The organism is Limosilactobacillus gorillae, from assembly GCF_001293735.1.
GTDB lineage: Bacteria > Bacillota > Bacilli > Lactobacillales > Lactobacillaceae > Limosilactobacillus > Limosilactobacillus gorillae.
In genome coordinates this window covers 43,439-63,777 of the sequence record NZ_BCAH01000010.1, presented here as the reverse complement: position 1 = coordinate 63,777, position 20,339 = coordinate 43,439, and the positions used below count along the sequence as shown (strand labels likewise).

At 44.5% G+C, this 20,339-nt stretch carries 19 protein-coding genes; 13 read left to right on the top strand and 6 right to left on the bottom strand.

Annotated elements, in window-relative coordinates:
* Positions 1-478 precede the first annotated feature (478 nt).
* The 6 genes from AOQ57_RS01910 (at position 479) to AOQ57_RS01885 (ending at position 7,889) form a co-directional block, all read left to right on the top strand.
* Complete coding sequence (locus AOQ57_RS01910) at positions 479-1,828, top strand: MFS transporter (RefSeq protein ID WP_093624670.1); 1,350 nt, start codon at positions 479-481, stop codon at positions 1,826-1,828.
* Between the two features lie 317 nt (positions 1,829-2,145).
* On the top strand, positions 2,146-3,834 hold the full coding sequence (oxc, locus tag AOQ57_RS01905; RefSeq protein WP_093624668.1) for an oxalyl-CoA decarboxylase: 1,689 nt from the start codon (positions 2,146-2,148) through the stop codon (positions 3,832-3,834).
* A gap of 53 nt (positions 3,835-3,887) precedes the next feature.
* Positions 3,888-5,111 carry a CaiB/BaiF CoA transferase family protein gene (locus AOQ57_RS01900; RefSeq protein WP_093624666.1) on the top strand — a complete coding sequence of 408 codons (1,224 nt, stop codon included), beginning with the start codon at positions 3,888-3,890 and terminating at the stop codon, positions 5,109-5,111.
* A 23-nt stretch (positions 5,112-5,134) separates the two neighbouring features.
* Positions 5,135-5,869 carry a YoaK family protein gene (locus tag AOQ57_RS01895; protein WP_093624664.1) on the top strand — a complete coding sequence of 245 codons (735 nt, stop codon included), beginning with the start codon at positions 5,135-5,137 and terminating at the stop codon, positions 5,867-5,869.
* A 93-nt stretch (positions 5,870-5,962) separates the two neighbouring features.
* A complete protein-coding gene (locus AOQ57_RS01890) occupies positions 5,963-6,475 on the top strand; it encodes a hotdog domain-containing protein (protein WP_093624662.1) in 513 nt (170 codons plus the stop codon).
* Position 6,476: 1 nt separating this feature from the next.
* Positions 6,477-7,889, top strand: coding sequence for an MDR family MFS transporter (locus AOQ57_RS01885; protein ID WP_439950837.1), 1,413 nt, complete (start codon positions 6,477-6,479; stop codon positions 7,887-7,889).
* A gap of 156 nt (positions 7,890-8,045) precedes the next feature.
* On the opposite strand, the gene AOQ57_RS01880 is transcribed toward AOQ57_RS01885, so the two are convergent.
* Positions 8,046-9,383, bottom strand: a complete 1,338-nt coding sequence (locus AOQ57_RS01880; RefSeq protein ID WP_093624660.1) for a ClC family H(+)/Cl(-) exchange transporter — start codon at positions 9,381-9,383, stop codon at positions 8,046-8,048.
* Positions 9,384-9,737: 354 nt separating this feature from the next.
* Between AOQ57_RS01880 and AOQ57_RS01875 the strand changes: the two genes are divergently transcribed.
* From AOQ57_RS01875 to AOQ57_RS01870, 3 genes are read left to right on the top strand one after another with little or no spacing between them, the layout of a single operon-like run.
* Entirely contained in the window at positions 9,738-10,616 is an 879-nt protein-coding gene (locus tag AOQ57_RS01875) for an NAD/NADP octopine/nopaline dehydrogenase family protein (protein ID WP_235788988.1), read from the top strand.
* Entirely contained in the window at positions 10,526-11,017 is a 492-nt protein-coding gene (locus tag AOQ57_RS08285; RefSeq protein WP_369688099.1) for an NAD/NADP octopine/nopaline dehydrogenase family protein, read from the top strand. Before AOQ57_RS01875 ends, AOQ57_RS08285 begins: the two co-directional genes overlap by 91 nt.
* Positions 11,005-11,769 (top strand): aspartate/glutamate racemase family protein, encoded by a 765-nt coding sequence (locus tag AOQ57_RS01870; RefSeq protein WP_093624658.1) that lies wholly within the window; start codon positions 11,005-11,007, stop codon positions 11,767-11,769. The genes AOQ57_RS08285 and AOQ57_RS01870 overlap by 13 nt, the downstream gene beginning before the upstream one ends.
* A gap of 568 nt (positions 11,770-12,337) precedes the next feature.
* Here AOQ57_RS01870 and AOQ57_RS01865 read toward each other — a convergent pair.
* Positions 12,338-12,955 carry a sugar O-acetyltransferase gene (locus AOQ57_RS01865; protein ID WP_093624656.1) on the bottom strand — a complete coding sequence of 206 codons (618 nt, stop codon included), beginning with the start codon at positions 12,953-12,955 and terminating at the stop codon, positions 12,338-12,340.
* Positions 12,956-13,092: 137 nt separating this feature from the next.
* On the opposite strand from AOQ57_RS01865, the gene AOQ57_RS01860 reads away from it, so the two are divergent.
* Complete coding sequence (locus tag AOQ57_RS01860) at positions 13,093-13,683, top strand: sugar O-acetyltransferase (RefSeq protein ID WP_093624654.1); 591 nt, start codon at positions 13,093-13,095, stop codon at positions 13,681-13,683.
* Positions 13,684-14,281: 598 nt separating this feature from the next.
* Here AOQ57_RS01860 and AOQ57_RS01855 read toward each other — a convergent pair.
* Positions 14,282-14,770 carry a GNAT family N-acetyltransferase gene (locus AOQ57_RS01855; protein ID WP_235788989.1) on the bottom strand — a complete coding sequence of 163 codons (489 nt, stop codon included), beginning with the start codon at positions 14,768-14,770 and terminating at the stop codon, positions 14,282-14,284.
* A 149-nt stretch (positions 14,771-14,919) separates the two neighbouring features.
* Here AOQ57_RS01855 and AOQ57_RS01850 point away from each other — a divergent pair, with 149 nt between their 5' ends.
* A complete protein-coding gene (locus AOQ57_RS01850) occupies positions 14,920-15,855 on the top strand; it encodes a YdcF family protein (RefSeq protein WP_093624672.1) in 936 nt (311 codons plus the stop codon).
* A 29-nt stretch (positions 15,856-15,884) separates the two neighbouring features.
* Here AOQ57_RS01850 and AOQ57_RS01845 read toward each other — a convergent pair whose 3' ends face one another.
* The gene (locus tag AOQ57_RS01845; protein WP_093624652.1) at positions 15,885-16,757 is read right to left on the bottom strand and encodes an aldo/keto reductase; all 873 of its coding nucleotides are present in this window, start codon (positions 16,755-16,757) and stop codon (positions 15,885-15,887) included.
* 282 nt (positions 16,758-17,039) lie between these two features.
* Here AOQ57_RS01845 and AOQ57_RS01840 point away from each other — a divergent pair, with 282 nt between their 5' ends.
* Positions 17,040-17,516 carry a GNAT family N-acetyltransferase gene (locus tag AOQ57_RS01840; RefSeq protein ID WP_093624650.1) on the top strand — a complete coding sequence of 159 codons (477 nt, stop codon included), beginning with the start codon at positions 17,040-17,042 and terminating at the stop codon, positions 17,514-17,516.
* A gap of 97 nt (positions 17,517-17,613) precedes the next feature.
* Here AOQ57_RS01840 and AOQ57_RS01835 read toward each other — a convergent pair whose 3' ends face one another.
* Entirely contained in the window at positions 17,614-18,099 is a 486-nt protein-coding gene (locus AOQ57_RS01835; protein ID WP_093624648.1) for an ECF transporter S component, read from the bottom strand.
* 15 nt (positions 18,100-18,114) lie between these two features.
* Positions 18,115-18,942, bottom strand: a complete 828-nt coding sequence (locus AOQ57_RS01830; protein ID WP_093624646.1) for a PfkB family carbohydrate kinase — start codon at positions 18,940-18,942, stop codon at positions 18,115-18,117.
* A gap of 201 nt (positions 18,943-19,143) precedes the next feature.
* Between AOQ57_RS01830 and xerS the strand changes: the two genes are divergently transcribed.
* On the top strand, positions 19,144-20,268 hold the full coding sequence (xerS, locus tag AOQ57_RS01825) for a tyrosine recombinase XerS (RefSeq protein ID WP_093624644.1): 1,125 nt from the start codon (positions 19,144-19,146) through the stop codon (positions 20,266-20,268).
* Positions 20,269-20,339 lie beyond the last annotated feature (71 nt).

Here is a 20,339-nt window from a genome sequence, read left to right as displayed (position 1 = left end):
TTACCACTTCTAAGCCGTTCGGCTTGTGAGCTACAAGCCATCGATTTTAATCGGTGGTAGTTGACGAAGTTACAGTTTACGAAATGCTCCAACAAAGATGTAAGCCGCAGAATTCCATGAATATTGTCTTAGATACTGTTAATGGGGGAGAACTGGGAAAGAAGTTCTCGAAGCTAACACTACTGAAGTTTGAAGTAACGATGAAAAGGAAATGATTCTAGACCCCAATAACTAATCATATTATAACTATTAATCACTATTAACCCAGGTTATAAGATTTCCGGTTAAACGAATAAAAAATCAGCGTAGCACATATTAATTCAATATTTATTCCTAAAAATTACTTTTTAGGAATAAATTTCACAGTATCGAAATTTTAACACCCTTTAAAAATTATGGGGATACTTTGTTAAAAATATGTTAGACTTACTAATGAAGGCGCTTTGTTATTAGTCATTATGAAGGAAGGGTGTACTTTATGGATACGACTAAGCAAAATACGAACCGGTGGATGGTAATCCTCGGAACTGTATTTATTCAGCTTTCTGCCGGTTCATTTTATGCATGGGCCATATTTAATAACGGGTTTATGCTCAAAACCGGTGGGGTTGTTAAAGTAGTAGATGGTGCAAAGAAGATCGTTGGCGGTCTTCCAGCAGCGTCCGTTAGTTTTACTTTCACGTTAGGGATGCTTTGTTTATCCCTGGCAACGTTAGCAGGGATCCCGCTTACTAAGAAATACGGGATGAGAATTGTTAATACTATTGCAGCAATTATTTATGGACTTTCCATTTTTGGTTTAATGACGATAGGTAAGGGGTCATCAATTTGGACCCTATGGCTTTTTGGGGGAGTTCTCCTCGGGGCAATGAACGGGGTGCTTTATTTAACCTCTTTAACTAATGCCATTAAGTGGTTCCCCGAAAAGAAGGGGTTAATTTCCGGAATCTGTGTTGCATGTTATGGACTTGGTTCCTTTGTTTTCAAATACATTGATATGTGGGTTGCTGGTGGTAACGGTGTGATTAACGCAGGTAATATTAACCGTGTTCTTCTCTGGTGGGGGATCTTGGCCTTGGTACTTGCCGTGGTTGGTTCCTTACTCTTAAAGGATGCTCCTGAAGTTGATGCAGCACCAAGCACGACGGAAGCGGGATCCGAGAATGTTAACTTCTCTACTTCCGAAATGCTTCACACACCACAAGCTTACATGATCTTTTTCTGTCTAATGACTGCATGTATGTTTATGGGGCTCTTAGGGGCCGCTGTTACTAACATGGCGGCTGCTTGGACGCAATCACCAAAGGACGTTTCAGTTTGGGCCGGTTCGAGTGCCGCTGCCTTCTTCGTTGCCGTTGTTGCCATTGCCAACACGGTTGGTCGGTTCGTAATGGGGTGGTTATCTGACATTACTGGTCGGAAGCCAGTCTTCTTCATTACCTTTATCATCCAATTGCTTGCCTTATTGGCACTCTTGATGACTAAGCCAGGTGACATGAGCATGGGGATGATTTACGTCGTTGTTATGGCCATGGCCTTTTGCTTCGGTGGGAACATCACTGTCTTCCCAACCTTCGTTTCTGACTACTTTGGTCTACGCGACACCTCCCGAAACTACTCGGTAATTTACCAGGGATTCGGGATCGGAGCCATTTTGGTTGGTTTCTTAATGGCCTCCGGTAACCCGCTAAACCCAGGCAAGGTAACCCTTGCTAATGGTGCAGTCTTAACGCAAAACTTCCCATTGCTATACAAGGTTCTGTTGGTAATGGTTATCATCTCCTTGATTATCTTTGTGGTAATCAAGAAACCAGTTAAGAGGGCTTAGCCTGACAAAATTAATCGCTTTATAAAGCGCCTTTCTGAAGTTCTGGGGGATGGCTGTGGTAATTGAAGACCGAAAAAAGCCTCTAACTTGACCAAATTAATTACTTAGCAAAGTACCTTTTTAAGGCATTAAGGAGAGCTGGTCAAGGTCATGTTTATTTGTATGCATGATAGTCCGAACTTCAAAAATATTTCAAAATTAATTCACTAATTAAAAATTAGCTAATGTGCTACAATAAAAAAGGCGATACCGACGGCAACATGCCGATACCGACGGTATTGCCTTTTTTATTTTGAATAACATGAGGAGGTAATGTTATGACGGATGAAGCTACCCAACGTTCAGGTGCTGAACTTCTTATTGAGGCACTTAAACTTAACGGACTTACTAAGATGTATGGGGTTGTGGGCATTCCGGTAACAGATTTTGCTCGCCTAGCTCAGTTGCGCGGAATGAAATACTATGGCTTTCGGCGGGAAGATGCTGCGGTTGATGCCGCAGCAGCCGTTGGTTTTTTGACGGGAAAGCCTGGCGTAGGTTTAACGGTATCGGCACCGGGATTCTTAAATGGGTTAACTGCTTTAGCTCAAGCAACTAAGAACTGTTTCCCACTAATTATGATTTCGGGGTCTTCTCAACGCCACGTGATCGATCTTGATCGGGGTGATTATGAAGGGCTTGACCAGTACAATGTCGCAAAGCCGTTTTGTAAAGCTGCTTATCGTGTTGACCGAGCTCAAGATGTTGGCCTGGCTGTTGCACGGGCGGTTCGAACAGCGGTAAGTGGACGGCCCGGGGGGGTTTACTTAGACCTTCCTGCGGACACTTTAAGTGACGTTGTCACCGAAAATGCGGAAAAGACCTTATTTAAGGTCGTTGATCCCGCACCAGTTCAACTACCAACTAACGAAGCGTTAGAAAGGGCAGTTAAACTGTTAAAGGGAGCACACCATCCGCTGGTTATTATTGGCAAGGGGGCTGCGTACGCTCACGCAGAAGAAGAAATTCGAGAATTCATTGACCAAACGAAGTTCCCATTCCTTCCAATGTCGATGGCTAAGGGTGTTCTACCTGATGAACATCCGTCTTCTGTGGCAGCCGCTCGCTCCCTGTCATTAAAGGAAGCGGACGTTGTTCTCCTACTTGGCGCACGACTAAATTGGCTCCTTTCAAACGGGGAGGCATCTCACTTTAGCCCTGATGCTAAGTTTATTCAGGTCGACATTGATGCAAGTGAATTTGATTCTAACCGCCAAACTCATGCTCCACTTCAGGGAGACATCAAAGCAGTTGTAAACCTTTTGAATGAAAAGGTAACTCAAATTGGCTTGAAAGCTAACCAAGAATGGTTAGATTTATTGAATGCTAAGATTCAAGAAAACAAGGCTAAGATGACAACGCGTTTAACGACAAAGAGGTCTCCGTTAGGTTACTATGGCGCCTTGGTTCCATTAATGAACCTCTTTAAAAAGCATCCCGACACCTACTTGGTAAGCGAAGGGGCTAATGCCTTAGATATTGGGCGAAACGTAATCGACCTATCGCTTCCACGTCACCGTCTTGATACCGGGACCTGGGGTGTTATGGGAATTGGCCTTGGGTATGCGATTGGGGCTGCCATAGAAATGCAACGCCCTGTAATTGCTTTGGAAGGTGATAGTGCCTTTGGCTTCGATGGCATGGAAGTAGAAACGATTTGTCGTTATAACTTACCAATCACGATTGTTATCCTTAACAACGGGGGGATTTATAACGGAAAAGATCGGGAAGTTCCTGATCAACCAGGTCCAACTATGCTTGATGCCAAGGCAAAATATGAATTAATTGCAACGGCCTTTGGTGGTGATGCCTACCAAGTAACAACTCAAGAGGAACTGGAGGAAGCCCTTAACAAGGCTTACGCATCTGGGCGCCCTAACATTATTAATGTTACGATTGATCCTACAATTGGGAAGGAATCAGGGCACATCGGTAATTTAAATCCTAAAATTAACCTAACCAAATAATTTGAATCCTAAAATTGATTTAATAAATAATAAAAAGGAAGGAAGTCCTTTTGATGGATAACGAGAACGTAAAGAGTGAACCACAATATGGTCAATTAGAGAACAAGAACCTTCATTTGGATAAGAAATTACCTTACCCGTTAGAGGGAATCCTCGTTGTTGACTTAACTCACGTTTTGTCAGGTCCAACATGCTCACGAATGCTTGCCGATGCGGGGGCCCGCGTAATTCACGTTGAACGTCCAAAGACTGGTGATGATACACGAATGATGGGGCCTTACATTGACGATGGGTCTTCGGAGTATTTCCGGATTGCTAACGCCGGAAAGGAATCCATTGCCTTAGACTTTAAGGACCCCGATGATTTCGCCCTTTTAAATCGGATGATTGCTAAGGCAGATGTGGTTGTAGAAAACTTCCGTCCAGGAGTAATGGAAAAGTTAGGGTTAGCACCAGAAAATTTGGTAAAGCGGTTCCCTAAGTTGATCGTTGCTTCAATTTCTGGCTTTGGTCAATATGGTCCAATGAGTAAGCAAGCTGCTTATGACACGATTATCCAGGCCCTTTCCGGAATTATGGATGCAACTGGTGAAGAAGATGGACCGGCTACACGGGTTGGGACTTCAGTTTCAGACGTGGTCGCTGGGATAATGGGATACGGAGCAATTACAACCGCTCTAGTAGCCCGTGAACGGACTGGTCGTGGAACGACGGTTGACGTTTCCATGCTGGATTCAACATTTTGTTTGATGGCCCAGGATCTGATGACTACCCTTGGACCTCACAAGGTGCCACACCGGATTGGAAACCGGCACCCGTACATGTACCCGTTTGATACCTTTAAGTGTAAAGACCAACCACTGGCAATTTGCTGTGGGAATGATCACTTGTGGAGCCTATTGAGTCATGCTCTTGGTCATGATGAATGGGTTGAGGACAATCGCTTTGACACAAACGATCACCGGGAAGAAAACTGGAAGGCAACCAAGGCTGCAATTGAATCGGTCACCACAACTGACAATGCAGAAGCTTGGCGCCAACGGTTAGAGGATGCTGGAGTTCCAGTAGGCATTGTGCTTAACGTTGATGATACCCGTCGCTTACCGCAAATTATTGCTCGGGGGATGGTTAAAACGATGCCGGATGGACTTGAAGTCATGGGTTCCCCTATGAAGTACGGGACCTGGAATTCTTATGGTATTCAAAAGGATTCACCGAAGTTTGATCAAAACGGGGCAGCTATTCGTAAAGAATTTAGTCCCGACCAAGAGGATTAATCATAAAGGGAGATGTGTTTGTTATGGATAGGGGACAACGATTAATTAATCCAACAGCCTATCCAGTAATGGAAACCTTTTGGGTAGCCGTTACCTTAGCTTTTATTTCAGGAACTTTAAATGGGTATACCTACATTGCCGGAAAGGTTTTTAGTACTGTTCAGTCTGGGAACATTATTCTTGTCGGTGAAGCTATTGCAACGCACAATCTTTCTAGACTAGTAATTATTTTTATTACTATCCTCTTCTTCTTTGCTGGTGCAGCAACAACTTCGTTGATTTCACGGTTAGATGACCATCACCGTAAAAGTTGGTCACCCGAAATTTTGATTATTGAAACTATTGTTGTTGCCCTTTTAGGAATTCCCTACATCAATAAGCTATTTGATCCACGGGTTGTTTGTATGATAATTTCGTACGTGGCTGGGATGCAAGGTGATGCCTTCCACAAAATACAAGGAAATCTTTATGGAAACGTCGCAGTTACCTTTGTTGTTCAGTTATCAGGGCACTACTTCATGCGAGGGCTATTAGGCGAAAAAAATGCGTGGGTTAACTTCATGCGTTTTACCAGTGTTTTAATCGGTTTTTCCTTAGGGGGATTAGTTGGAACGTTAACAACTAATTACTTTGGGGAAATATCGTTACTAATTAGTGCCGTATTCTTGCTAGGATTACTTATCTTTACCCGTGGGGTTGAATTTGAAGAAGAAGTAATTGATCAAAAAGGACACAATTCAAAAATTGATGCTGAATAGGAACGGTGGTCTATGGGCGATCGTCTCTTGAACAAGGGCCTCTAACGTCCAGTATGGGCGCTAGAGGCCTTTTTTAAGGAGGAAAATATAAAATTGACAGATAAGCAAGTGATTGATGTTCATCAGAGGCGATTAGAAACGGTGTTGAGGGTTCATACAAGGGACCTGAATGTCCATCAAACGGTATTTGGAGGACATTTATTAGGGCTAGCGGATGAGTTACCAGCTATTTTAGCAAGGCGCCTAACGGGGAGGGATGTTGCAACAGCAACATTTGATCAGGTTAATTTCTGGGAGCCGTTTACTGATCAAGAAGATTTAATTTTAGAAAGCTTTATTACCGGTGTTACTGGCCGGGCGGTAGAAACGTTCACAATCATTTGGGGGGAGGATATGTACCACCAGGTCCGTAAACTAGGTTTTTCCTGCTTTAACCTGTATGTGGTCTTAGACAAGGAGTTTGCCTGGGATCATTCCTTAATCTTAAAAGGGACCACGCCCTTGGAGCGATCTTTAATTTCAAGTTTCGAGCAACGACAAGCGACCCGGTTACTTTGGCGTGATACAAAGCATGATTTAATTAGCGGTCAACAAGGGAGTGAGTAAATTGAATGAAACAAACGGTTTACATTTGACGCCGGCTAAACGAACCATGATGGTCATTGTGCTAATGACGGGGTCCTTTTGTACGGTCTTAAACCAAACGCTATTAGCAACGGCTTACCCAACTTTAATGCGCTATTTTTCCATCACCACTTCCACTGTCCAGTGGTTAACAACGGGTTTTCTACTGGTTAATGGGGTAATGATTCCCGTAAGTGCCTATTTAAGCATGCGCTTTAACACTAAATGGCTCTATATTGGAGCAATGCTAATATTTGAAGCAGGAACAGCCGTATGTGCTTGTGCACCCGTCTATTGGATACTGTTGTTGGGGAGGTTGATCCAAGCGATTGCGGTTGGGATCACAATGCCTTTAATCCAAACCATCATGTTAACTATCTTCCCGCGTGAACAGCGGGGATCAGCAATGGGCGTGGTGGGGTTAGTGATCGGCTTAGCCCCGGCTATTGGCCCCACCTTGTCAGGGTTGATTATTGACTACATGAGTTGGCGGGACTTGTTTCGCCTAATTCTACCAATTGGTGGGGTTGTGATCTTGGCTAGTTTAATGACTATCCAACCGGTTCTGACGGTGACACACCCTAAGTTAGATTGGCCTTCAGTTGGATTGTCGTCGTTAGGATTTGGGATGCTTTTATTTGGTTTTTCAATCGTTGGGACGGATGGCTGGACTAGCTATAAGACGATTTTTAGTATCATCGCTGGATTAGTGATTGTCTTTATCATGGCCTTACGACAGTTAAATCTCACACAGCCGTTTTTAGAGTTACGGGTCTTTACCCACCGAGCCTTTATAATTGGAACAAGCCTAAGTTCCCTTGTCCGAATGGCAATGGTTGGGGTTGAAATGTTAATTCCGATTTATTTACAAGAAGTACGGGGATTGTCGGCGTTAATGTCTGGGCTTACCCTTCTTCCGGGAGCACTCTTGTATGGATTATTGAGCCCCATTACTGGACGGATCTTTGATCGCTATGGGGCTCGTGATTTAACCATGCTGGGGATGATTTTACTTACGTTGGGAACCCTACCGTTTGCTTTTATTAATCTTACAACGCCCTTAATAGATATTACGATCTTTTATGCGATACGCTTTATCGGGATTTCAATGGTAATGATGCCAGCATCGACGGCCGGGATGAACTCCCTCCCTAACCCGATTCTAGCAGATGGGACGGCTGTGAATAATACCATTCGCCAAGTTGCTGCTTCAATTGGTACCGCAATTTTAACGTCAGTTTTGGATGACATTACTAAGCAGGGACGTTTAGCGGGACAAAAACCGCTTGTGGCAACCTTGAATGGCTACCATGCTGCCTTTATCGTCGCCGTATTGTTTGCCTCATTAGGTATTATAATTGCAAGCCGGTTCAAGCCGGGGCGGAGAAATGCTTAATCTCCTTTGAAAAGATAGAATGGGAATGAGACAAGTAATTAATTAGACTTTCCAAAATAGAATAGAGCCTGGCAATTCCGCATTTACGGAACTACCGGGCTCCATTGGTTTATTGTATGGATATCTATGGGAAGGACTTTGACCATCACCCTGTTGTTACTTTTCATCAAGTCCGAACATCTCTTCACGAAGGGCAGCGTAAATTGGTCGTCCACCGAGAAGGTCGTTAACGGTGTAGGCGATGGAGGTAACGATCAGCATTGGTAAGATTTGTTCCATCGTTCCCACCATTTCGGTTAACAGGCAGATGGCTGTGAAGGGGGCCTTTTCAATCGCACCAAAGTAGGCGGCCATCCCGATCACAACCATATTGATATAGTTAGTATCTGGTAAAAGGCCAAGGTGAATTAAGATCGTTGCCATCATCGCTCCGAGCAGGGCGCCCAAAACAAGAATTGGCATAAAGATTCCGCCCGGGACCGGGGCACCATATGAAATCATCGAGCCAATGAAGCGGACGACAAAGTAGATAACAAGAATTCCCAACAAGCCGGTGAAGCCGCCCCAATGATTTGGCAGGGCGATGATGTTTTCAATCAAAAGATGACTTCCGCCCAATAAATTGACATCAAACCAGCCCACTGGAATTACTAATAAAAGGGGTAAAAGTGGTTGGACCTTACTTGGCAGGTGTGTCCAGGACCGGTACCAGTAGTGGCTGTTTAGCAGGCAGTACTGGTAAAACCAAGCGAGTACACCAAGGGCAATGCCAAAGAAGACTAGCCAGGGGTAAGCATTCTTGGGGAGATTTAACTTGATGGGCAACCATAGGCAGGGCCGGGTGCCAAAAACTAACACTGTCATTAAATCGGCGCTGATGGCAGCGGCTAGGGCCGTTAACCACTCGCGAATTTGAAAGCGGAAGGTGATCTCTTCTAGTAAGAACATGGTACCTGCTAGCGGAGCCGAGAAGGCAGCGGCTAACCCCGCGGCTACCCCACAGGAGAGGAGAAGCTTTTGTTCCTTCTTGTCGGCATTAAAGAGGTGCTGGCCCATTCCCTGACCAATTGCTGCCCCCATTTGAATACATGGTCCTTCCCGGCCCAGGAAGAGGCCAGGGCCGATAGCAAGTAATCCACCGATGAATTTTTTCCATAGTACCGACCACCACTGCATTTGGTGCCGGTCCATTAAAATGGCTTCAATTTGAGGAACCCCGGAGCCTAAGAGGTCGGTTTGGTCTTTTCCAATTACGGCAATTAAGAGTAGCCAAACCACCACGGTGATTCCTAAATAGGCAAGTAGCAAGAGGGGGTGGGTATGTAGATTAGGGTAGATAATACGAGCTAGGGCCATCGCCTGGTCAATTAACCACCGAAACAGAGCAACGATAATCCCGGTTGCCAGCCCAACTATAATTCCCTTACCGACGTCGGCAGTAAAATTTGATGATAGCGGGCGGTGCAAAACATCTTTAGCACGCAGTTCATTCATACTTCAACATCCTTTCCAATCTTTATTATTATACCCCTAAACTAAGCGGCTAACCCCGATGGTAAGGGAGAATTTACATTCAATTTGTTGACAAAATCAGCCTACCCTTATAAAATGATTAGAAATTAATGATAACGCATTAATGGGATGAGTAACTTGTTCAGGATTCCCTTAGAGAAGAGAGGATAACGGAAGAAACGGTGAGCTTTTCCTGGATGGTGGTCAATGCCTTCGTATGGGGTGCGACAGAAGGGGGATGCTCCACCCCGTTTGAATTAGGTTGGATATTACGTTTGACGTCCCGAAGAGAGGAAACTCTTTTCAGGGCGCTTTTTGATTGAAGGAGGAAGAACGATGGCGGAACAACACTTAGCAGACTATACGATTGCGGTTTTAGGAGCCGGGGCCGTTGGACGCTCAGTAGCAGCTGATTGTAAACTCGCAGGAAACCAGGTGCGTCTATTTGACCTACCGGAGTTTGCACCTCAGTCACTCAAGGATTTGGATAAGTCAGGAATTGAAATTCAGGGATTCGAGTATGGTAAGTACAACTTCAAGCGGAGTGGAGTGGCTAAATTTGATTTAGTTTCAGATAACTTAGAAGAGGTCGTTAATGGAGCACAGATCATCCTGGTTACGGTTCCGTCGGTAGGCCATCAAACCTTTTTTAAACGATTAGCACCCCTCTTAGAGGATGGTCAGATTATTCATATCATCCCCGATAACTTTGGGAGTCTGCGCTTACGTAAGGTGCTTCGTGAGACTCGTCCCGACGTTAACGTGGTTATCGGAGGCTGGTCAAGTGCACCATATGGGACTCGGATCGTCAAAGAGGCTGGGATTGATCTCAAGCGGGTCTTTTTCCGTTACCGGGCAATCTCCTTGCGGGGAGCCGCCTTGCCGTCAACGGATCAGGAGACCTTTTTAAAGAGTACTGAGCACATTGGCTGCTTCGATTCGGTGACCTTTGGTGATGGTCCCGTTGGCGGTAAAACCGTGCTAGATATTGGGTTTAGCAACGTCAACCCAACTTTACATTGCCCGGGAACCATTTTAGGAGCCGCCGTAATGGAAAACTACGGTCGCGTTTTTGGTGGTAATGACAAGAGCGACTTTTCAATTTACTCCCACGTTTATACCGAATCGGTTTCCGAGGTCCAATTTACTCCCACGTTTATACCGAATCGGTTTCCGAGGTCCAATATGCCTTTTATCAAGAGGAGATTAAGTTAGCCAAAACGATCGGTGTTGATATTGCCCGCTACCCAAAGGATACCTTTTTCTCCCGGTCTAATATTTTGGGGCCGGAGTACATGGGGGATGGTGCTTGTGCTCCCTTTGATGATCAATTCCCAATGGCCTTTGGGACCGGACCGTTTAGTATTCAGGACCGTTATGTAACCGAGGATATTCCAGTTGGTTGCCATATCTATCACGAATTGGGTAAAAAATTCGGCGTCGCCACTCCGGTGATTGACAGCATTATCACCCTGGGGTCAGCTATGGTGGGAACCGATTTTTATGAGACCGGGGTCTCCCTTGAAGAGCTAGGGATTGGCCACCTTAACCAGGCTGACCTACTGGACTACCTTGAAAACGGCAACTATAAGGAGGAGGACGAATGCAACGGTTAAGTTATTACTTGGGAAGCCCAGTAGATTTAGCGGGGACTATTTCCCCGACTGCCAGTCCAATAGCGGGAAATGCGATTGGCATCATCGCCATTAACTTAATTTACCCTAAACTTCCAGGTAACGTAGCTAATGCGACCACCTTTGCTTTTCCAGTTGATTATGAAGTGATAGACCTTGAAATTGAGCAACTCTTTGAGGCCGACTTAAGAGCCGTTGAACAGATTGTGGAGGCGGCTAGAAAATTGGAGGCTCGGGGTGTGCGGGCAATTGTGGGGGCCTGTGGGTACTTTGCGAATTTCCAGCACCAGGTGCAAGCAGCTGTTAATATCCCAGTAGTGATGTCTAGTCTGGCACAACTTCCGCTAATCTCCGTTAGCTTACGTGTTGATCAGAAGGTTGCGGTACTAGTAGCCGATATTAAGGGAGCAACACCAGCGCTGTTAGAAAACGTCAACGCCAAGTCTAATAATGTAATCTTTGTTGATATTGGTAGCCTACCGGAGTTTCATGCCATTCGCTATGGAGAAACATCCCTGGATAATGGTGCCTTACAAAGGGCCTTGATTCGAAGGACGCAGGAAGTGGTGAAAGACCATCCGGAGATCGGGGCAATCTTATTAGAGTGTAGCGACCTTCCACCGTATGCGGCGTCAATTCAGGCAAGTATTGGCCTACCGGTTTTTGATTTTATTACTTTGATTAATTGGCTACACCAATCATTGTGCCAACAGCCTTACTATGGGTACCTTTAATCACGAGAAATCAAATTAACAAATACTGGTTAAAGTAAAAAGGTCCCTCATTGGAACCCTTTTTAGCGTTTGAATATCTTCAAATACCTTTTTGTACTCGGAACGTGATAAATTAACGTAAGCTAAGGATGGTGATCCGTTAGCATATCAATCATTATAAGGGCACAAAAAAAGGGTGCCTAAAGGGGCACCCGGGACCGGTCTTGTTGGCTAGAAAGCACCAACAGCACACGGTGTACTTATCATTTAACTGTATTATATCACTCGACTGTCTGTGATACAATGAAAAAGCACACTTATGCGGGCGTAGAAAACCCGACTAGTGCGGAAAGGAGGTAACTCCGATGCTCCACTGGTGTGTACTTATCATTTTCGTGCCTAGTAAGCACGTTAAAAGAATAATTAAAGCCCTGCTTGAGTTAATCAAGTAGAGGTTTTAGCGCTCATTGGTTTGGATACCAATTGGGCGCTTTTTATTTAGAAGCGTCGTAGGTGGAATAAATAGGTGTCCGTTAGGTCTGGGCTCTAAACTATCATAGCTTAGGGGAGGAGGGGGATGACTGACTAATCAAAAGAAGGTAGAGTTGATTCTATGCTTCTGGTGGTAATACTTTCGATCATAATCATAATCGTTGATTTCCCGAATTACCTTAGCTGGGGAGCCATAAGCAACCACGTTGGCGGGGATGTCCTTAGTGACTAGTGATCCTGCACCCACCACGGTGTTATCGCCAATCGTAATTCCCGGCATAACGATTGAACCGGCGCCAATCCAGCAATTTTTACCGATATGGATGGGGAGGTTGTATTGCATTTCCCTAGCCCGCAACTCGGGGGCAACTGGATGGGTACCGGCGGCTAAAATTACGTTGGGACCAACCAAAGTCCGATCACCAATGTAAATAGCAGTATCGTCAACCATTGTTAGGTTGTAATTAGCATAAACGTGGTCACCAAAGTGGGCGAATTTAGCGCCAAAATTAGCATGTAGGGGTGGTTCAATGTAGCTATGTTCACCGATCTCAGCAAACATCTTTTGCAATAGCTTTTGACGCTTAACCGCTTCGCCAGGGCGCGTTTGATTGAAATCGTATAGTAATTCCTGAGCTGCTACTTGGGCCTTGGTAATTTCTGGATCACCTGGAAAGTAGAGGTCACCACTGTGCTGAAGGTCTTTTGCATTCATTGTATTGGTCCTTTCAGGTTTGTTACTTACTAATTATACCGATTATACCGAACGGAGATGACTTTGCGCAAGCGCATTCATCGCTGGTATAATTAGGCTGAATAACAATTGCCTAATGCCTAAATGGAGGAAAGAATATGGGTGAAGAAGTAAAATTTGACACAAAGCAGGTTCAAAGTATTACCAATACTGGACAACTATACAACGATGTTGACCCTCTTGTGGAAGCCGCTCGTAATCACGCAATTAAAGAGTGTCGCCGTTATAATTTCCTGGTTAATTCTGAAAGTAAATACGACCAAGCTATTTTGAAAAAACTCTTTAATAAGATGGGCGACAATAACTATATTGAGTCCAACTTCATGTGTGAGTTAGGTCTTAATATCTCACTTGGTAGTGATATCTATATTAACCACGATATGGTAATCTTAGACTGCAACGAAGTTACAATCGGTAATCATGTTTATATCGGCCCTAAGGTTGGTCTGTACTGTGCTAACCACGCCGAAGACCCTGTTGAACGGGCTAACCACCAAGTATACGCTAAGCCGATTCACATCAATAATAACGTCTGGCTTGGTGGGGGCGTAATTGTCTTATCTGGCGTCACGATCGGTGAAAATTCAATCGTCGGTGCTGGCAGTGTTGTCACTAAAAATATCCCTGCGAACGTGATTGCCGCTGGAAACCCATGTCGGGTTATCCGCGGGATTCAGACAAAGGGATAATCATCACCGCGCTAAAAACAATCTAGACAGAAACACCTAGTTAAGCAATCTTTGCTGAGCTGGGTGTTTCTGCTTTAACAACCATTTTAATCTCTAGGCGCATCTATTGACGGGGATACTGCAATGTTACAAGTAATAAAGTAGTATTTAAATGTTACAAGTAATAAAGTAGTATTTATTAGTGCTTAAAGGTAAATATAGACAGTCTAGTGTAATGGGGTACTTTTGTACTCGGATTTACATGTCATTAAAATTATAGTTTTAATGACATAGGAGAGCAAAACCCCTGGCAAACTGGGCTCTCAATGACTTATCCTTTGGTGACTATTTTTCTCTTTTAATCTCTTAATTAGCATTACAGCTAGCTTCTTAGCTACCTTTTTAACTAGCATTTTAGATAACTTATGAATTAACATCACAGCGCCTCCATTTTTATCACTAACTAGTAGCTGAATGAACCTGTCAGTGTTGCTTAGTTAATGATATAACTAATGTTCTTGATAACCATGCAATATATCAATTTCTTTTTCAAAAAATTACCTTCAATGTGTCTCATAATGGCACATTGAAGGTGTTGTAAATAAAGTTATATAAATTCTTAATCTAATCCTAGTTCGTACAGATTGGCTTTCTGGCGGCCAACGTCCTCATAATCAATAACGACTTGCCTGACTAATTGATAGCCATTCTTTTGGTAAAGTGCATCCGCTGGTAGGTTTCCCTCAATAACATCCAAATGGATAACCTTACTACCATGTTCTTTTGCGACCCTTTTAAGTTCTCTTAATAATCCACTGGCTACCCCCTTACCCCGGGCATTAGGTCCTACAGCCAGTAAGTGTAAAATGGCGATTTGCTCATCCGCAGCTAAAATTTGCCAGGCATCACGTGGGTAGTCCGGATCTTCATCTTCACCCTTTGAGAGGATACCGGCTCCTAGTAGAGACCCGTCTTCATCAAAAGCGCATACGAAGAGGTCGTTTAAGCTCTGTTTAAGTGACTCTTCGCTTGGGTATACCCCCCAGGTCCAATCGGGACCGTATTGATCATAATGCTGATGGTCACAAGCCTCTTTATAAAAAGCAATAATCTACGGGAGATCTTCTTTGGTGGCTAACCGGTAGTTAATCATGGAATAGTGGCCTCCTTCGTTTTTGGTAAGTACACGTGCTTTCTGATTTTCGCTATAATATTGTTAGTATAACACTAAGGGAGGCAAAAACGACATTGGTATTAATGATAACGCTTTTAATTTCAATCTTAGGGATGCTAGCGGGAGTGATTATCAATTTAACTGACCGCCGAACGATTTTAAGTGGCCTTTTCCCCCTACTTAGCCTCCTTGTACTCACCACCCTCCTCCCCGTTTCCTGGCTGGCTCTAATCATCTTTTTGATTGTCATCCCGCTGGGACTTATCGGTGAAGTTTTAACCTATGACGGCTACTGGCTGACAAAGCACGTAGGAATTGGTGTTAAGAGTCTCTTTTTTTTGGTGGGCGGTTTTTTGGTGATGGCCTTCGCCCTCATGGTTCCCTTTTTATGGTTACAAATGCTTACGCAGCCGCTAATAATAGTCAAAGTAATGCTAACGGTATACGGTTATGTCGCAATCCTGATTGATGGTTATCTGTTAGCAAGCCTCCTAAATGCCCTTCCTCCCCACACCTCCCCAACGAAAATCGTAATTTTAGGAGCAGGTTTAATCAAGGGCCAACCAGGACCAGTTTTAGTTAGACGTTTAAAGCGGGGCGTTGCTCTTTATCGACAATTTCCTAATGCAACCTTGGTAATGTCTGGCGGGCAAGGCATTGATGAACCTGTACCAGAAGCAGTTGCTATGGCCCGCTTCGCAATTGAACATGGTGTCCCAAAGAAATCCGTACTAATAGAGTCTTGTTCAACCAACACAGCTACCAATATAGAAAAGGTTCAACAATTCTTGCGTCCTTTTGACCAAGTTATCTTAGTAACCAGCGACTATCATCTCTTACGAGCATTAATCTATGCTCGTAAGGAACGAATTGACTGTCAGGGCGTGGCTGTCCACACTCCTTACCTCACCTTTAGTGTGAATGCCTTAATTCGTGAGCTTGGGGCTTTTACAATCATGCATCGAATACTAATTCCTGTTGGCCTACTAATTGGGATTGGTGTCACCATTTTATTGTAAAAAAAGCACCTGATTAGGGTGCTTTCTGATTAATTGCGGTGATCGATGTAGTCGTCAACTCCATCTGGGTTTCCCGACCACTTAAATTTATCGTACCAAATAGTGTGCTCCTCGGTGTTAAGACTAGAAATGATCACCATCTCTTCATCCGTTAAGGAAAAGTCAAAAACATCCTTGTTGGCAATAATCCGTTCTTCATGAACCGATTTAGGGATAACAACGATCCCCTGCTGGATTTCCCAGCGTAAAATCACTTGAGCAACTGTTTTATGGTGTTGGTCTGCAATTTGTTGGATGGCTTGGTTTGACAAAGCAGCGCCCCCACCCAGCGGTGACCAGGCTTCAACCTGGATCTTATTTTCTTGGCATAAACTTAAGACGTCTTGCTGGTGAATCCGCGGGTTAAACTCGATTTGATTAACTGCCGGAACCACACTCCCGTTATCAAGGAGGTCACTAAGCCGTTCAACGTTGAAATTGCAGACTCCAATGGCCTTAGCCTTACCGGCAGCGTAGATTTCCTCCATTGCCCACCATGTGGCATTGTACAGTCCATTAACCGGCCAGTGCATCAAGAGCAAGTCGACATAATCAGTTTGTAAGGCGTCTAACTGCCCCTCAATGGCATCCAGGGTTGGCTGGTGACCTTGATCACCATTAAAGACCTTCGTGGTGATAAAAAGGTCCTCCCGTGATTTCCCCGTGACTTTTAAGCCATCTTGGATCCCTTGGCCTACGCCAGCTTCATTACCATACTGCTTAGCTGTATCAATTAAAGTATAGCCGTTTTTTATTGCCATGGCCGTGGTGTTTCTGGCCTCCTGGTTGGAGGTCTTCCAAACTCCTATCCCTAACTGGGGCATCTTGACACCGTTATTTAAGGTTACCGTTTGAATTGTCATAACAAGTCCTCCTAAAATGGTTTACTTTCGCTCATTATTGTACCCCCAATAAGAAGAGGTGGTGATAAAAGTCCTTAATAAAGTCGATGTCTGTTAATGGTAAAACTGTTTAAAGGCTAACATCCCGCTTCTTAGCTCGCTGGTTTGTTGATTACGGGGCTGTTTCTTGACAGGTTGACATGATAAAATTGCTGTATTTTATGGGGAGCCAATTAGAAGACCAACTTTACTCTGACTCCGCCTCTCTAGTACTCAAGGCTGCCCAATTAGGAGGTTGTATCCATGAAATTCCGTTTAATTACAGCAAAGGATGATCAAACACTAGCTGGCATCATCCGCCAGCAACTAAAAAGTCATGGCTTGGCACTTCCTGGAACTGCCTATACTGATCCTGAACTAGACCATTTATCTAACTTTTATCAAGGAACTAAGCGCCGCTACTACGTAGTTGTTAACGAAGACGATCAAGTATTAGGAGGGGCAGGCTTTGCTGAACTGGCCCAAACAGAAGGGGTAGCAGAATTACAAAAGCTTTACCTTTCTCCCGCCGCTAAGGGAAGCGGTCTTAGCTACCAAATACTTGATCAGGTTGAACAGGGTGCTAAGGAAGCCGGCTTCAAGCAACTATATCTTGAAACCCATACTAATTTAAAAGCTGCGATTCATATATACGAGAAAGCGGGCTTCAAGCTGCTTGATGACCCACTCACCCATCCTGTTCATCAAACCGTGGATCGGTTTTACCTTAAAGATTTATAGGAGTAATTTGACAGAGAATTGAAAAGTGTAGTCCTACTAGCATATTGTTAGTAGGACTTTTTTCACTCTTCAGCCTTTTAAAGAAGGAAAAATTTTGTTAACTAGTTCGAATAGCCCGGTGTAAGGCTGGAATAACGACCAGTGTAATTCCGGCACCAATCAGGCCTTGCAAGAGGTTAGTCCCGAGTCCAAGTACCCCCGCGGTGATGGTGTATAAGATACTGTCAGCAAAAAAGTACCCAACCACCATCATGAGGACACCCCCACCAAGAGCTAAGTAACGGTTGTGAGTCTTTTGGTGAAGGTAACCGATTACCAACCCCTCCAGTCCATGGGCAAGCAGTGAAAAGGGAGCATAGGCGGCATAACCAGAAATCAAGTCTAGAATCATCCCGCTCAATCCCCCAACGATCCCGCCTGCTAAGGGTCCTATCAACAAAGCAGCGACCATGATTCCGAGGTCGCAGAGGTTAACATTACCGTGAGTCCAAGGAATCGGAATTAGGAAAAAGCGGCCCATTACAACCGAAATGGCCACCATGAGGGCCGTAAAAACCTGTTTTTTTACACGCTGATGGTTCATGTTGATTCATCCCTTCTACTTATCAATGCTCGTTAAGTATGACAATAACCGACTAAGCCGCAGTCCATAGCGTCGCTCCTGGTCCTTCAGAGGTGCAGTTTGAGTAATGGCCACCTGTAGACCCTTATGGGCAACCTGAATCGCCCGTTCAAACGAGGCATTTTTAACTAATTGACTGGTTAGAATGGCACTAAAGAGGTCACCCGTTCCGAAAAAATGACCAGCGATCAGGGATGCCTTTAGGAAGTTGAATTGGCCATTATTGCTTTGGTAAGCTGTGATGACGGTATCTTGGTTGTAGATCCCCGTTATGACCACCCGGGCACTAATTGCATCTTTACGTAAGCGTTCAACCATGCTATTGAGCAATTTAGGCGTGTACTTAAGATTAGGGTCATTTCCCGTTAAGAGGCAGAGCTCGGTCCAGTTAGGGGTGATGATTGTGGCCTTTTGGCAAAGTTGGCGCATTGCCATAACAGAATCTTTCGTTAGACCCGGGTACAATGTTCCCCGATCTCCCATCACCGGGTCAATTACGGTAATGGGCAAAACAAGATGATCCATGATAATAGACAGCTTATTAATTAAAGACGGTTGGCCAACATAGCCAACCAGGATTCCCGCAAATTTTTCACCCATATCAAGCCACTGGGCCAGAGCTGCTTCAATCCAGTCCTCAGTTGATAAGCTCACGGGTGTACCAAACCCCTCTGATTGAGTTGATAGCAAGGCAGTTGGAAGCATTGCCGGTCGAACAGATTGAGCCTCAATCACTCCCAAGGAACTTGCTAAGGAGATTTGTCCCAAAGCAGTTAAATCCTCTGCGATCATCAATGTTTCCACGTTCCTCACTCCCTTATTGAACATAATTTATTTCCACGTTGATTATAGCATATCGTATACTTGAAAATTAAAAAAGTCTCATTCTTATATAAGAAAGGGATGTATTATCATCCGTAAATATTTTACGATGGCCCCTATTAATTAAGCCCCCTCAGGAAAGATGATATAATTACGTAAATTATTCGGCAAAGGAAGACACGTATGGAAACACAAAAGTACCTAAAACTAATTGATCGTGAACTCAGCCAGCTACCCGATTTTGTAGCCGATTACCAGTTAGGGACCAGTCATTCGCTGACTACTTCTTATCAATACTTAACAGAACTACGCCGCTTTTTCACTTGGCTACGTAACAACGGCTTAAGCAAGGCTGAAAGCAACCAAAACGTTACCCCTAAAGACTTAGAAGCCCTCCGGCGTAATGATATCATGCAGTTCATTGACCACCTGGCCCATACCAAGAACGCTCAGCAACGTCTAAACTCACCGACGACCATTAACCGGTCCATTAACGCCCTGCGTTCTTTGTTTAAATACCTGACGGTAACTGCTGATATCAATGATGGTCAGCCCTATTTTGAACGTAACGTAATGCTGAAGATTGACTCCTTAAACGACACCAAGACCCTAAATTACCGGGCCCATGTTTTAGAGGCCAGGATGTATACCGGCCAGCGTAAGTACGATTTCATTGACTTTATGACTAATGAATATCCCCACAAGTGTGATCCGCACGCCCTCCCGGCCTACAAGAAGAACCATGAGCGGGACATTGCCTTAGTAGCCCTGATCCTAGGGACGGGGATCCGAGTATCGGAAACGGCCGGTGTGGACGTTAAGGACCTGGATTTGAAGGGGGAAACCCTTGAAGTAACCCGTAAGGGGGGGCAACGAGATGCTGTACCAATCGCTCCCTGGACAATGCCTTACGTTCAAGCGTACGCAACAGTTCGTGCCCAACGCTACCAGCCGGCTAAAAACGAGCGTGCCTTCTTTTTAACTCAGTACCATGGCCAGACCAAGCGGATTACTGCTAACGCTATTGAGCGACTAGTAGGTAAGTATTCTCGCGCCTTCGGTCATCCCCTAACCCCTCACAAGCTCCGCCATACCCTGGCCTCTGAGCTCTATGACGTAACTAAGGACCAGGTCTTAGTTGCCCAGCAGCTAGGACAAAAAGGAACTTCAGCAACTGATTTATATACTCACGTCGACCAAAAAAAGCAGCGTCAGGCCCTGAAAGAAATGGGTAGTGACGTTTCGCAACCATCAAGCCCGGCTAAGAAGATTCAAAAAACAGAAGCGACTGACGATAGTAAGTCTTGATGTCTGCTTTGACGACTAAGAATTTCGTTAATTACCTGTAAAATTGAGAAAGACGCCCTAACCCATTTTGA

What these genes read in the sequence shown, in the direction of transcription:
- AOQ57_RS01910 (WP_093624670.1), top strand. Translation starts at nt 479, where the DNA reads ATGGATACGACTAAGCAAAATACGAACCGGTGGATGGTAATCCTCGGA.
- oxc (WP_093624668.1), top strand. Translation starts at nt 2,146, where the DNA reads ATGACGGATGAAGCTACCCAACGTTCAGGTGCTGAACTTCTTATTGAG.
- AOQ57_RS01900 (WP_093624666.1), top strand. Translation starts at nt 3,888, where the DNA reads ATGGATAACGAGAACGTAAAGAGTGAACCACAATATGGTCAATTAGAG.
- AOQ57_RS01895 (WP_093624664.1), top strand. Translation starts at nt 5,135, where the DNA reads ATGGATAGGGGACAACGATTAATTAATCCAACAGCCTATCCAGTAATG.
- AOQ57_RS01880 (WP_093624660.1), bottom strand. Translation starts at nt 9,383, where the DNA reads ATGAATGAACTGCGTGCTAAAGATGTTTTGCACCGCCCGCTATCATCA.
- AOQ57_RS01875 (WP_235788988.1), top strand. Translation starts at nt 9,738, where the DNA reads ATGGCGGAACAACACTTAGCAGACTATACGATTGCGGTTTTAGGAGCC.
- AOQ57_RS01870 (WP_093624658.1), top strand. Translation starts at nt 11,005, where the DNA reads ATGCAACGGTTAAGTTATTACTTGGGAAGCCCAGTAGATTTAGCGGGG.
- AOQ57_RS01865 (WP_093624656.1), bottom strand. Translation starts at nt 12,955, where the DNA reads ATGAATGCAAAAGACCTTCAGCACAGTGGTGACCTCTACTTTCCAGGT.
- AOQ57_RS01860 (WP_093624654.1), top strand. Translation starts at nt 13,093, where the DNA reads ATGGGTGAAGAAGTAAAATTTGACACAAAGCAGGTTCAAAGTATTACC.
- AOQ57_RS01850 (WP_093624672.1), top strand. Translation starts at nt 14,920, where the DNA reads ATGATAACGCTTTTAATTTCAATCTTAGGGATGCTAGCGGGAGTGATT.
- AOQ57_RS01845 (WP_093624652.1), bottom strand. Translation starts at nt 16,757, where the DNA reads ATGACAATTCAAACGGTAACCTTAAATAACGGTGTCAAGATGCCCCAG.
- AOQ57_RS01840 (WP_093624650.1), top strand. Translation starts at nt 17,040, where the DNA reads ATGAAATTCCGTTTAATTACAGCAAAGGATGATCAAACACTAGCTGGC.
- AOQ57_RS01835 (WP_093624648.1), bottom strand. Translation starts at nt 18,099, where the DNA reads ATGAACCATCAGCGTGTAAAAAAACAGGTTTTTACGGCCCTCATGGTG.
- xerS (WP_093624644.1), top strand. Translation starts at nt 19,144, where the DNA reads ATGGAAACACAAAAGTACCTAAAACTAATTGATCGTGAACTCAGCCAG.